This window comes from Streptomyces sp. NPDC004629, assembly GCF_042873595.1.
Lineage (GTDB): Bacteria > Actinomycetota > Actinomycetes > Streptomycetales > Streptomycetaceae > Streptomyces.
In genome coordinates, this window is sequence record NZ_JBIALO010000005.1 from 307,808 (window position 1) to 320,477 (window position 12,670).

General features: G+C 73.7%; 9 protein-coding genes. 2 read left to right on the forward strand and 7 right to left on the reverse strand.

From position 1 onward, the window contains the following. Nucleotides 1–378: 378 nt before the first annotated feature. From ACFYTE_RS10250 to ACFYTE_RS10270, 5 genes are all read right to left on the reverse strand, one after another. A complete protein-coding gene (locus ACFYTE_RS10250) occupies nt 379–1,155 on the reverse strand; it encodes a DUF1684 domain-containing protein (protein ID WP_388707461.1) in 777 nt (258 codons plus the stop codon). Between the two features lie 8 nt (nt 1,156–1,163). Further along, on the reverse strand, nt 1,164–2,507 hold the full coding sequence (locus ACFYTE_RS10255; RefSeq protein ID WP_388707464.1) for an LLM class flavin-dependent oxidoreductase: 1,344 nt from the start codon (nt 2,505–2,507) through the stop codon (nt 1,164–1,166). Further along, nucleotides 2,504–3,607: an LLM class flavin-dependent oxidoreductase gene (locus ACFYTE_RS10260; RefSeq protein ID WP_388707467.1), complete on the reverse strand. Its 1,104-nt coding sequence runs from the start codon at nt 3,605–3,607 to the stop codon at nt 2,504–2,506. Before ACFYTE_RS10260 ends, ACFYTE_RS10255 begins: the two co-directional genes overlap by 4 nt. Nucleotides 3,608–3,799: 192 nt before the next feature. After that, complete coding sequence (locus ACFYTE_RS10265) at nt 3,800–5,557, reverse strand: FAD/NAD(P)-binding protein (RefSeq protein ID WP_388707469.1); 1,758 nt, start codon at nt 5,555–5,557, stop codon at nt 3,800–3,802. A gap of 532 nt (nt 5,558–6,089) precedes the next feature. Further along, nucleotides 6,090–7,271 (reverse strand): DUF5685 family protein, encoded by a 1,182-nt coding sequence (locus ACFYTE_RS10270; RefSeq protein ID WP_388707471.1) that lies wholly within the window; start codon nt 7,269–7,271, stop codon nt 6,090–6,092. Between the two features lie 311 nt (nt 7,272–7,582). Here ACFYTE_RS10270 and ACFYTE_RS10275 point away from each other — a divergent pair, with 311 nt between their 5' ends. Then, the gene (locus ACFYTE_RS10275; RefSeq protein ID WP_351729755.1) at nt 7,583–8,023 is read left to right on the forward strand and encodes a cell division protein SepF; all 441 of its coding nucleotides are present in this window, start codon (nt 7,583–7,585) and stop codon (nt 8,021–8,023) included. Between the two features lie 42 nt (nt 8,024–8,065). On the opposite strand, the gene ACFYTE_RS10280 is transcribed toward ACFYTE_RS10275, so the two are convergent. Together ACFYTE_RS10280 and ACFYTE_RS10285 are read right to left on the reverse strand one after the other, a co-directional pair. Next, entirely contained in the window at nt 8,066–9,256 is a 1,191-nt protein-coding gene (locus ACFYTE_RS10280; protein ID WP_388707474.1) for an acyl-CoA dehydrogenase family protein, read from the reverse strand. Between the two features lie 222 nt (nt 9,257–9,478). Then, on the reverse strand, nt 9,479–11,080 hold the full coding sequence (locus ACFYTE_RS10285) for an MFS transporter (protein ID WP_388707476.1): 1,602 nt from the start codon (nt 11,078–11,080) through the stop codon (nt 9,479–9,481). 264 nt (nt 11,081–11,344) lie between these two features. Here ACFYTE_RS10285 and ACFYTE_RS10290 point away from each other — a divergent pair, with 264 nt between their 5' ends. Continuing rightward, nucleotides 11,345–12,622: a mannosyltransferase family protein gene (locus ACFYTE_RS10290; protein WP_388707479.1), complete on the forward strand. Its 1,278-nt coding sequence runs from the start codon at nt 11,345–11,347 to the stop codon at nt 12,620–12,622. Nucleotides 12,623–12,670 lie beyond the last annotated feature (48 nt).

A 12,670-nucleotide genomic window follows, 5' to 3' on the forward strand; every position in this document is an offset into this window, starting at 1 on the left:
GGGGAAGTCGGGGGCCCGCGTGGGGTCGGGGCCCGTGAGGCGCAGTCAGCGGCACGGGCGACCGGATTGCGGATGCGGCATGCCCCTGACAAGCGCTGAGGGGGAGTATTCGGCCGAACGGCCGGTCGGCGCAAGGGTGCCTTTCGGCCGTCAGCCTTTGAACGGGCTTTGCGAGTTGTTGGCCCATCCATGCCCGCACCGCCCCGTTTCGCACCGCCCCGTTTCGGACCACCCCGTTTCGGACCACCCAGCTTCGGACCACCCCGTTTCGGACCACCCAGCTTCGGACCACCCAGCTTCGGACCACCCAGCTTCGGACCGGGTTCCGCTTCCCTCCGGTCCGGGCCCCGCTCCCTTCTCCGGCCGGATTCCTCCCCTTCAGGCCAGGTTCCGCTCCCCCGCCTCGATCGCGACGCCCAGTGTGTTCCCCGGCGGCGGGAAGGGGCAGATGAAGTGGTCGGCGAAGGCGCACGGCGGCAGTTGGGCGCGGTTGAAGTCGACCGTCGTACGGCCTTCGGTGTCGGGCGCCGCCGGGTACAGGAAGCGGAACCGGAAGCTGCCGTCCCCCCTGGTGGCGCCGGCGAACACCGCCCACAGCCGCCCGTCGGCCTGCCGCGCGACCTGGAGCGTCCGCTCCCGTCCGGCCAGGGTGAAGGCGAGTTCGCCGGCCAGACCGAGGCCGCGTTCGACCCCGTCGGCGGTGCCGACCCGCACCGTGCGCGCCGCCTCGTACGGGGTGAAGCGGCCGGGCACCGACCAGCGCGGATCGTACGGGGTGGCGTCGATGCCCCGGAACGCGCGGCGCGTCACGGCGTCCGGGTCGTAGTCCCGCACGCCCCAGATCCCGTCGCGGACCAGGACCACGAGCCGGCGAGCGCCGAGCGTGACGCGGGCCGCCGGTTCGGCGTCGGCGCCGAGCCTGACCTCACCGGCGAACGGCCGTCCGTCCAGGGTCAGTCCGTCGGCCTCGGCGGCGGTGAGCACCACCGCATCGCCGTGGGCCACCCACTTCCCGGGAATGTCCGGAAGTCGCCCCTCCGGATGGTCCTTGATCCAGTGCGTGCCGACCAGTGCGAGCGGCCCGTAGGGGGCCGACACCGTCTCCGTGCGCCGCTCGTGCCAGCGCTTCCACTCGTCGTTCGGGTCCGTGGTCATGGATGTCGTCAGTCCTTCCGTGCCGGGGCCCCGAGCCCCAGGTGTGAGCGGAGCGTGGCGCCCCGGTATTCCGTGCGGAACGCGCCGCGCTCCTGGAGCAGCGGCACCACCCGGTCCACGAACTCCTGAAGAGCACCGGGCACGACATGCGGTACGAGGACGAAGCCGTCCGCGGCGTCCCGCCGTACGTAGGCGTCGAGTTCGGCGGCGACCGCCTCCGGGGTGCCGACGAAGCACGGGCGTCGGCCCGCCTCGATCACGGTCCGTGCCCGGGTGGCGGTCCGCCCGTCGGCGGCCGTCCATGCCTCGTTGCCGGCCCAGGGGTCGGTCCATGCTCCGGGCTCGCTCCATGCGCCGGGCTCGCTCCATGCGTCGGGCTCGGCCCATGCGTCCGGGTCGGCCGGCGGCGGCACCGGTGGACCGATGAGTTCGGCGGCCCTCTCCCGGGCCTCGGCCGCGGTGTCGCCGAGGACGACGCCGACAGCGGGCATGACCTTCAGGTCGTCCGGTGCCCGGCCGTACCTGCGCAGCCGGCGCTTCACATCGGCGTAGAAGGCGCGGGCCGCCTCAAGCGGGCCGAGGCGGGCCCCGGGTCCGGCCGGCGGCCGGCCTGCGATGTTCCGGCCGCAGCAGACGACATCGGCCGTGGCCGCGGCGAACTCCCGGCCCTCGTCCGAGTCGCCCGTCTGGATGAGCACCGGGTGCCCCTGCGGCGGGCGCGGCACGGTGAACTCGCCGGCGATGTCGAAGTGCCGTCCCCGGTAGGCAACCGGCCCGGCCTCCCCCTGCGGGGTCCAGGAGTCCCACAACCGCCGTGCGGCTGCGGCGAATTCGGCGGTGCGCGGATACCGCTCGGCGCGGTCGAGGCCGCCGCCGCGGCGGAAGTTCCCGCCGGTCGTGGCGTCCGCGGAGGTCACCAGGTGCCAGGCGGCCCGGCCTTCGCTGAGGTGGTCGAGCGTGGCGAGCCGCCGGGCGACTTCGTACGGTTCGTTGCAGCTCGCGTCGACCGTGGCGGCGAGCCCCAGCCGCTCGGTCACCGCGGCGAGGGCGCTGAGCGCGGCGACCGGCTCGGGCCCCACCGGGTCCGCGTCGGGCACGCGGCCCTCGGGCTCGCGCGGGAACCGGCCGCCGGCGAGCAGAAGGAAGTCGAACAGCCCGCGTTCGGCGGTGCGAGCGACCCGTTCGTACGATTCATAGGATTCGTACGAGGGGAGCGCGAGCCGTGGCGTCCCGCCCGGACCGGACCGGCCCACCGGGCCGCCGCCGTCCGGGGCGAGCCCGTCCGCGCGGGGCCCCGCGTGGGGCAGCGCGGCGAGGTGGATCCGTTTCCGGGCGGGCCCGACCGCGGTCATGATCCGCTCCCGGCCGCCGCGTAACGGCTCGCGGGCCTGGCCAGGCCCAGGTGCTCCCGCAGTGTGCTACCCGGGTAGAAGGTGCGGAACAGACCGCGGTGCTGGAGCAGCACCACGGTGCCGTTGACCAGCCGCTCCAGATCGCGGTGCGGCTCGGCGGGAACCAGGTGGAAGCCGTCCACGGCCCCCTGCCCGTGCCAGGCGGCGATCAGTTCGGCCAGGTCGACGGGGCCCCCGCGGTACAGCGGCGGCCCCTGCGCGCCCCGCCGGGTGGCGCCGCGTCGCCCGTGTCCCCGGTCGGGCAGGAGGGACCCCCAGCCGGGCTCCGCGGTGGCCTCGCCGCCTGCGAGGTCGACGACGAGGCTCGCCAGGACCCGCAGCGTGTGCGGGTCCCGTCCGAACCGGGCCGCGGCCGACCGGAGTTCCTCGCGCACGGCGGCCGCCTGGGCGCAGCCGGCCGCCCGTACCAGCGCCACGTCGGCGTACCGGGCCGCCGTGGACCGGGCGGGCCCCTCGGTGGCGTCGACCACGCGTACGGGATGCCCCTGGGGCGGGCGCGGCACGGTCGATGGTCCCCGGACCGAGAAGGTCGAGCCGGTGAAGTCGACGGGGTGCCGCCCGCCCCGGTGGCCGGTCGCCGGGTCCCGCGCCCCGGCGTCCTCCGCCGTGCTGTCCCACAACCGCCCGGCCACGTCGGCGACTTCACCGGCCTCCCGCCACAGCGCGGCGGCGGATGCGGCGGGGCGGCGGCCGAAGAGGCGGGCCTCCCGCTCGCCGGCCGAGACGTCGAGCCGCCAGCCGGCCCGGCCCCGGCTGACCCAGTCGAGGGTGGCGACGGCCGCCTGGACGTGGAAGGGCTCGGTGTGCGTGGTGGTCACCGTGGGCACCAGTCCGATGCGCCGGGTCTCCGGTGCCACCCGGGCGAGGACGGCGAGCGCGTCGGGTCCGGGGCGCGCGAAGCCGTCCCTGAGCGTCACGAAGTCCAGCCCGCCGCGCTCGGCGAGCCGCGCCGGCTCGGTGTACGCGGCGGCGTCGTACGCCCCCGGCTGGTCGACGGCGGCGGCCAGGTGCAGCAGCCCCCGGCCGGACGATGGGGTCATGGGAGAAGAACCTTCCTGTGCCGGGCGGGCGGGCGCACGGCACCTCGCGGGACACGGCCCGCGTCCGCTCGTGCCGCGCGGTGCCCGGCACCCCGGCCGCCGAGCCGTCCGAAGCTCCTGGACCCGGGTCTGCTGTCGGCCGTGACGCTCATCGCGTGCATCCCTTGCTGAAGGCGGGGCGGAGGGGGCGGCCTACGCGGCGGCGCGACAGGCCGTCTCCCGCAGCAGGACGAGGGCCGCGCGGGCGGTGGCGTCGTTCTGCCGGAATGCCGGTCCGCCGGTGCGCGGCCGGGTGAAGGCGCCGGGGGTGCGGCCGTCGGTGTACGGCCCGAGCGCGAACCGGCGGGGGTGCGGCCGGTCGCCTGCGTCGAGGATCCGTCCGTCGGCGGGGTCCACCCGCAGCAGCCCGTCGGGGCTCTCGGCGGCGCCGTCGGCGTGCAGGGCGCGCAGCAGGCCGTCGCGGGCGCGCCCGACGGTGGGTTCGGGCAGCCGGGCCTCCACCAGGGCGCGCGCCTCGATCCGGAAGCCGGGCACGGTGGCGGAGGAGGCCCGGAACACCCCGTCCTCGGCGGTCACGGTCATGTCGGCGCCGACGAACCTGACCACACCCGCCCGGGACAGCGCGAGCAGCTGCCGCAGCCGGGGTCCGGGCGGCCCGGAGGCGAGGTAGCTGAAGAAGCCGTGCCACCAGGGGCCGACGTCGCCGAGCCGGATCAGCTGCCCGTAGACGGACAGCAGTGCGAGGAACACCGCCAGGTCCTGGCTGTGCCGCGGATCGTGACGGCGGTCCAGATCGGCCTCGACGTAGCGGCGCAGCCAGTCCTGGAACTCCTCGTGCGAGCCGAGGCGTACCCCGTCGAGGGGGCGGTCGAGCGCGCCGAGGTCGAGCCGGTCGGCGGGGTCGGGTACGGCGGCGGCGACCAGCGCGCGGATCTCGTCGGCGGTCTGGGCGGCCGCGTACTTCTCCTCGAAGTCGGCCCTGGCGACGGCCGTCCGCTCGGGGTGGGCGGTGTACAGCCGGTAGTAGTGGGCAAAGCCGAGTTCCTTCGCCACCAGCGGCCATACGTCCCGCCTGAAGTCGAAGCCCTCCGGCCGGGCGAGCAGCGCGTCGATCTCGGCGGGCCCGAAGAAGCGGGGCAGCGGGGGGCGTTCACCGGTCATGTCGTAACCGATCTTCGAGTGGTACGGCACTCCGCGCCGGGAGCCGACGTACAGCACCGGTTCACGCCCCGACGGTATGTACACATCGCCTTCGTACCGTCCGCCGCGGCCCTCGGTGAGCAGCACCATCAGGTCGACGAAGGCCAGTCCGAAGCCGCGGACCAGGACGGGTTCGCCGGCCCCGAGCGGAGACAGGTCGGTGTCGGCGGTGAAGTCGGGCGGCAGATGGAGCAGCCCGTGGGCGCCGGCGTACGCCGCCAAGTCGGCCTGTTCGTCGTCGAGTTCGGCGTCCAGGTGGCCGAGGGCGAGGACCACGGCATCGGCGAGCAGCGGGCGCGGGCGGCCCTCAAGCCACACCTGCTGGCGCCCGTCGCACGGGCCGCTGACCCGCAGGGCGCGCCGGGGGTGGTGGTGGACGACGACGTCCGCGGGCAGATCGGCGACGGCCCGCTCGTACACCCAGCGCAGATACCGGCCCTGGAGCTGCCGGTCGGCGAAGGTCCGGCCGTCGAGCCCCGCCCATTCGTGCAGGGTGGGGCCCTCCCGCACCGGGCCGGCCATCCGCACGGTCTCGTCGGTGAACATGGTGACGTCCTCGGCGTGCGAGTTCATCCACAGCAGCGGGGACTGCGCCGCGCGCCAGATGCGTCCGGCGCCCGGCGGGCAGGGGTCGACCAGATGGATGTCGAGGCCCTGACCGGCGTACAGCTCCGGGGCGTTGGCGGCGATGCGCTCCAGCAGACCGGTCCCCCGCGGCCCGGCCCCGACGATCACAAGACCGCGCCTCATCGGCGGGCCTCGGTGCCGGGCGGGCAGTGCCGCGTGGGTGCCGCGGGGAGTTGGCTGAGGGTGTCGGATGGCATGCGAAGGCTCCGTGACATAGCTGGGACACGGTGGGCGTCTTCACACGGGGCACCTCGCGGCGCCTACGGCCGAGCCCCTCAGCAGGGCCGTTCGCCGAGAGTACGCGGGCGTTTCCGCTCGCTGTCAAGGGTGTCCATACTGTGAGCGGTACGTCTCAGGTCGGTTGACGGGGAACCGGGGACCTGTTCCACTTGGCGCATGCATCCACAGCAGTGGCTGGTCACCCGCTCCCACATCGACTTCGGTCGCGTGTGGTCCTCTTCCTGTTGAGCTGACCCACTGCGCGCCCGCCCGCCGGCGGGCGCTCCGCGCGTTTCTTCCTCGCCTGTCGCCTTCACACGCGCTCCCCTCCCCTCGCGCCCCGCACCCTTCTGTTCAGGTCTGTTCAGGTCTGTTCACGTCTGTTCACACAGGACCGCCGCCCGACGCGCACACCCATGCGCGCCGGGCCTGTGGACTAGCAGTTGCAGCCGCAGTCGCAGCAGTCACAGCCGCAACTGTCCCCGCAGCAGTCACCACAGCCGCAGTCACAGTCGCATGTGTTGCACAGGCCCTCCCGCCGCTGCCGCGACCACGGCCCTTCGTATTCGTCGGCGCAGCACACCTTGCAGGTGCAGCACAGCCCGAGGGCCGCCGCGCATCCGGCCCACATCCCCCGCCGGTCCCGGTGCGGCGGCTCGCCGCCGAAGGGATCGCCTGGCGGTCCGTAGGGGCCGCCCGGCGGCTGCGGGACCTGCGGAGCCTGCGGGGGTCCGAAGGCGGCCTCGGGCGCGTGCCCGCAGGAGGCCGTCCCGAAGGCCCGGTCCACCGAGCGCCGCAACTCGTGCGCGAGCAGCAGATGCGCGAGCCCGCCGTCGACGAACTCCACCTCGCGCAGGGCGAGCCGGATGCCGTGCAGCGCGTCCTCGGCGAGGCGGCGGGCCTCGGTGAGCGGGGTACCGGTGGCGGCGAGCGGGTTCCAGGCACCTGACGCGGTGTCGGCCGCCCGGTCCTCCACGGCGTCCAGCAGATGCGCGAGCCGGCCGAAGAGCCGGCCGGCCTCCGCGAGCGGCGCGGCGTTTCCCGGCCGGCCGGCCAGCACGGCGGTGTGCGCGAAGGCCGCGGCGGTCGCGGTCTCGGTCGGTTCGGTGACGGTCAGGATCGGCGTGCCCACGCCCGCCAGGGCCTCGATGCCGGCCTGCCGGTCGACGGCGTCGACGAGGAGGTCGGTGTCGAAGCCGACCAGCGATCCGCCGCGGGCGCCCGCCCGGTCCCAGTGCGCGGCGACCCGGCGCGCGGCGAGCGCCACCGGACGGTGCGCCAGCAGCCCGTCTCCGTCGGCGACATGGTCGCGCACCTTGGCCGAGGCGAGCACCAGCGAGACGGCCGCCGCGAGCCGCGCGCCCTCGCCCCGGGCGACGGAGGCGGTGCGCATCCCGCGCAGCGGGCAGGGCCCCGCCGTGCGCCGCCGCGTTCCCGCCGGGCCGGTCTGAGCATCCGTCAGAACCGAGAGCAGCAGCCCGTCGTAGTTCGTCACGATGCGGGCGAACTGCCCGTGATCGCCGCGCAGCGCGAGACACAGCCCGCACAAGTGCGCCGTCCACTGGGCTCCGAAGCCCTCGCCGAGCCGATGCCGGCAGGGCCGTACCATCCCGAACACGACGTCCCCCCGTGTGCTGATACGACGTTGAACCGCCGCATCGTATCGGCCGACCGTCGGTCCGGATCGTCCGCTCGCTCACCCGGACGCACCACTTCTCACCCATACGCCGCGAAGAATCATATTTCACTCACAGTCAGCAGCCGTACGTGGCGGGACCCTTGGGGGGACCGGGCTCTCGACGTACGCGCCGTGCACCAGTAGCGTCACAAACCCCCCGCGCGGCGACTATCCACTTGGCGCGCCATCCGCATCATGGACGACCATAGGGATGCGGAAAGCAAGAAGGACCGCTGTGAGAGGAGGCGTCCATGGGATCGGTACGCAAGGCGAGTGCCTGGCTTGGCCTCGTCGACGACAACGATGACGAGCGCTACTACGACGACGACTACTCCGAAGGGACCGAGCAGCCCGGGGATGCCTGGGTCACCGACCCGCGGGTCAAGGTGGCCTCGGACACCGCCGAGGAGAAGGGCCGCCGGATCGGCACGGTCACCCCGGACAGCTTCCGGGACGCCCGTGCCATCGGCGAACTGTTCCGCGAGGGCGTCCCGGTCATCATGAACCTCACGGCCATGGAGGCCGCCGACGCCAAGCGCGTCGTCGACTTCGCGGCCGGGCTCATCTTCGGCCTGCGCGGCTCCATCGACCGCGTCTCCAACCGCGTCTTCCTGCTCACCCCCGCCGACACGGAGATCATCAGCGGCGAGCCGGCCGCGCACCGTTCGGACGGCTTCTTCAACCAGAGCTGAGGCAGGGCCGCTCACCGGCCCCGCCTCGGCCCCCGGGCCGGGTCAGCGGAAGGCGTCGAGTCCGGTGAGCGCCTTGCCCAGCACGAGCTGGTGCATCTCGACGGTGCCCTCGTAGGTGAGCACCGATTCGAGATTGGTCGCGTGCCGCATCACGGGGTATTCGAGGGAGATCCCGTTGGCACCGAGGACGGTCCGCGCGGTACGGCAGATCTCGATCGCCTCCCGTACGTTGTTGAGCTTGCCGAAGCTGACCTGTTCGGGGCGCAGCCGGCCGGCGTCCATGCGCCGCCCCAGATGGTGGGCGAGCAGCATCCCCTTGTGCAGTTCCACCGCCATGTCGGCGAGTTTGGCCTGGGTGAGCTGGAAGCCCCCGATCGGCCGGCCGAACTGCTCCCGACTCTTCGCGTAGTCGACGGCGGCCTCGAAACAGCTGCGGGCCGCACCCATGGCGCCCCACACGATGCCGTACCGGGCGTGCGAGAGACAGCTCAGCGGGCCGCGGAGGCCGACGACCCCGGGGAACACGGCGTCGGCGGGCAGCCGTACGTCGTCCATCACCAGTTCGCTGGTGACGCTGGCGCGCAGCGACCACTTGTGTCTGATCTCCGGGGCGGCGAAGCCGGGGGTGTCGGTCGGCACGGCGAAGCCCCGGATTCCGTCGTCGGTCTGCGCCCACACGACGGCGACGCCCGCGACGGAGCCGTTGGTGATCCACATCTTGCGGCCGCTGAGCACCCAGTCGTCGCCGTCGCGCTTGGCGTGGGTGCGCATCGAGGCGGGGTCGGAGCCGTGGTCCGGCTCGGTGAGCCCGAAGCAGCCGATCACCTCTCCGGATGCCATGCGGGGCAGCCAGTGCCGCTTCTGTTCCTCGCTGCCGAACCGGTGGATGGCATACATGGCGAGGGAGCCCTGCACGGAGACGAGCGAGCGGATGCCGGAGTCGGCGGCCTCCAGTTCGAGGCAGGCGAGGCCGTACTGCACCGCGGAGGCGCCGGCGCAGCCGTACCCGGTGAGGGACATGCCGAGGGCGCCGAGGGAACCGAGTTCGCGGGCCAGCTCCCGGATGCCGGGGAGTTCGCCGCTCTCGTACCACTCGGCGACGAACGGCAGCACGCGGTCCGCGGCCCAGGTCCGCACGGTGTCCCGGACGGCCAGGTCCTCCGGGTCCAGCAGGTCGTCGAGGCCGAGCGGGTCGGCCGGATCGAACGGGGGCAACGTCGAGGACGCGGACATGAAACACCCTCCGAGAGAAGACCGAGCGCTGAGCGGAACAGGCCGTGACACGCCGCGGTCGACTGCGGCGCCATCATGGCCGGCCGCGGGGCTTTCTTCGGGGCGCTGCCGGGCTCCGCCCGCTTAGCGCCGCCAGTCAGAACTTCCGCACCGACGCTACGGCGCGCCACCGGCCCCGTCCAGCCCACTCACCCGCCGACCCGCCCATCCCCCTCACGCCGCTCACGCCGAAACATGTGCCCGCTCGGCTCCGCGGGGGGCGGGCAGTTCCAGCGGGGCCGGGTCGCACTGCATCGCCCGGGGCAGCCGCAGCGCCATCGCCGCGCCGAGCAGCAGCAGCCCCGCGCTCACCAGCAGCGTCACATGCAGGCCGTGCACGAAGGAGTCCTCGGCCGCCCGGCGCAGGGCGGCTCCGGCCGGTCCGCCGAGCCGCCCGGCCACCTCGTACGCCTCCCCGAGCGAATGCCCGGCCGCCGCGGAGGCCGGTGCCGGCACCCCGGGCACGGACGTGAGGCCGGGCGCGTACGCCGCGTTCATCACGCTGCCGAGCAGCGCGATACCGATCCCGGCCCCCAGCTGGTAGGAGGTCTCCCCGATCGCCGCGGCCCCGCCCGCCTGCCGGGCCGGCGCCTCGCTGAGCATCGACTCGTACGCCCCGAAGAGGGTGGTCTCCAGACCGAAGCCCAGTAGGACGAAGCCGGCCAGCAGCAGCCCGGTGTTGTCGTGGCCGCCCATCGCGGTCAGCGTGAGCACGGCCACCGCGGTCAGACAGAAGCCGAAGCACACCATCCGCCGGGGCCCGAAGCGGCGCAGCATCCGCGCCCCGGCCAGCCCCGCGGCCATCGCGGCGATGGTCAGCGGCAGCAGCCGCAGTCCGGTCTGAAGCGGCGACAGCCCCAGCACCAGTTGCAGATACTGCGCGGCGATCAGCTCAAGACCCACCAGCGCGAGCATGGCCAGCACGATGCAGCCCACCGCGGTGCTGAACGCCGGCCGCGCGAACATCCGCAGGTCCACCAGCGGACACGGGCGCCGCCGCTGCCGGCGCACGAACGACACCAGCAGCAACAGGCCCGCGAACAGCGGCACCAGCGTGTAAGGGCTCGCCACCGGCTCCCCGCCGCCGAGCCGCTTCACGCCGAGCACAAGACCGAACAGTCCGGCCGCCGCCGTCAGCGCGCCGGTCACGTCCCAGGGCCCGTTGTGCTCACCCTTCGACTCGGGCAGCAGCAGCCGCCCGACCGGCAGGCTGACCAGCATCAGCGGGATGTTGACGAGGAACACCGAACCCCACCAGAAGTGCTCCAGGAGGAAGCCGCCGAGGAGCGGGCCGACCGCGGCGCCCACCGCGGCCACCGCGCTCCAGACGCCGATGGCCAGCGCGCGCTCGCGCCGGTCGGGGAAGACCTGGCGGAGGATCGACAGCGTCGCGGGCATGATCATGGCGCCGCCGACGCCGAGCAGCGCCCGCGCGAGGATCAGCACCTCGGCGCTGGACGCGGCGGCGGCCAGTGCGGAGGCGACGCCGAACAGGGCGTAGCCGAGCAGCAGGATCCGTCTGCGGCCCACCCGGTCGCCGAGCGTGCCGAACAGGATCAGCAGCGAGGCGCAGACGAGCGGATAGACGTCGACGATCCAGAGCAGTTCTATGGCGCCGGGCTTGAGGTCCTCGGTGACGGCGGGCACCGCGACGTGCAGCACGGTCGCGTCGAGGGCGACGAGCAGCAGGCTGACGCAGAGGACGACGAGGACGACCCAGCGGTTGGCACCGGCCCCGGCCGCCCGACGGCGCAGCCCAGCGGCGGCCGTGGTCGTCCCGGACATGTACGTACCTCCAAGAAGTTCCCTCGCGTACGGCGGACATCGGCGGGGTGGGGACGCCCCGTCGTACGGCCGGAGAGGAGCGGGGTCTCCGAGCGGCGCGCGATACGAACGCGAGTGACACGTCAGCGTACGCGTTTTCGCCGGGCTGGTACGTGGCGGACCTCTCACAGTCCGCGTCAACCCGTGTGGCGTACACCACTCTCCAAACCCTTGACCGCCTACCGGCCGGTCCGGTGGTCCCACGGCCGGTCGATAATCGAGCCCGTGACCGATCTGGAGACGCGCGTGACACCCGCTCGCGCCGCACCGCAGCGCCGGGCGGCCCCGGCGCTGCTCGGGTATGCCGCCGTCCGCGCCCTCGGCCTGGTCGTGCTCGCGGCGTGGAGCGCGGCGCGCGGCAAGGACGCCCACACGCTGCTGACCGCCCGCTGGGACGCACTGTGGTACACGCGGGTCGCCGAGCTGGGATACGGCTACGAGGTGCCGCTGCCGAACGGCGACGTCCACTCCAATCTCGCCTTCTTTCCGCTGCTGCCCTGGCTGGAGCGGCTGCTGCACGCGCTCCTGCCGCTGTCGTACGCGGACGCGGGTCTTGTCGTCGCCCTGCTCGCCTCGCTCGCCGCGGCCTGGGGGATCTTCGCGGTGGCCGACCATGTGTACGGCCGCCGGGCGGGGATCTGCGCCGTCCTGCTGTGGGCCGTGCTGCCCGTCGGGATCGTGCAGTCGATGGCGTACAGCGAGTCGTTGTTCACGGCGCTCGCCGCCTGGTCGCTGTACGCGGTGCTCACGGGGCGCTGGGTGAGCGCCGGGGCGCTCGCCGCGCTGGCCGGGCTGACCCGGCCGGTGGGGCTCGCCGTGGTCGCGGCGGTGTGGGTGGCGGGCCTTGCGCCGTTCGTGCGAGGTCGGCGCACCGCGACGTCGGACGGCGCGCGCGATGACGGATGCGCCCCTGATGCCGTAAGCGCCGCCCACGCCCGGCGCGTTCGGACCGAAACGGGCGCCCGCGGCGCAACACGCGCCCCTTGGGTCACTCAGGGCGCAGCTGTGTGGCGGCGCGCCCTCGGCCTGCTGATCGCTCCTCTCGGGGCGGCCGGTTATGTCCTGTGGGTGGGCCATCGCACCGGCAAGGGCCCCCTCGGGTACCTCGATGTGCAGGCGGGGTGGCGCAACGGCTTCGACGGCGGATACGCCTTCGCCCGTTTCACAGCCGACAAGTTCACGTCAATTCCATCCGCTCCCGCCGGGCTTGCGCTGATCATCGCCGTCGTCCTGCTGATCTGGCTGTATGCGGCCGGGATACGGCAGGGCCAGCCGCTCGCGCTGCTGGTGTACACCGGCGTCGTCACCGCGCTCGCCCTGTGCGCATCAAGCTACTTCGGCTCCAAGCCGCGTCTGCTGCTGCCCGCCTTCCCGCTGCTGCTGCCGCTCGCCCGGTCCCTGGCCCGGCTGCCCACGTCACGGTCGGTGCAGGTCACGGCCGGTGTCGCGGTGGTATCGGCGCTCTACGGAGCGTTCTGGCTGAACGGTTCCGGTCCGCCGTGAGCACACCGGCCGCCGGGTGAGCGGCAGGAGAATTCGGTCCGATGCCCC

Coding starts and splice junctions, on each gene's coding strand:
- ACFYTE_RS10250 (WP_388707461.1), bottom strand. CDS start 1,155: ATGACCACGGACCCGAACGACGAGTGGAAGCGCTGGCACGAGCGGCGC.
- ACFYTE_RS10255 (WP_388707464.1), bottom strand. CDS start 2,507: ATGACCGCGGTCGGGCCCGCCCGGAAACGGATCCACCTCGCCGCGCTG.
- ACFYTE_RS10260 (WP_388707467.1), bottom strand. CDS start 3,607: ATGACCCCATCGTCCGGCCGGGGGCTGCTGCACCTGGCCGCCGCCGTC.
- ACFYTE_RS10265 (WP_388707469.1), bottom strand. CDS start 5,557: ATGAGGCGCGGTCTTGTGATCGTCGGGGCCGGGCCGCGGGGGACCGGT.
- ACFYTE_RS10275 (WP_351729755.1), top strand. CDS start 7,583: ATGGGATCGGTACGCAAGGCGAGTGCCTGGCTTGGCCTCGTCGACGAC.
- ACFYTE_RS10280 (WP_388707474.1), bottom strand. CDS start 9,256: ATGTCCGCGTCCTCGACGTTGCCCCCGTTCGATCCGGCCGACCCGCTC.
- ACFYTE_RS10285 (WP_388707476.1), bottom strand. CDS start 11,080: ATGTCCGGGACGACCACGGCCGCCGCTGGGCTGCGCCGTCGGGCGGCC.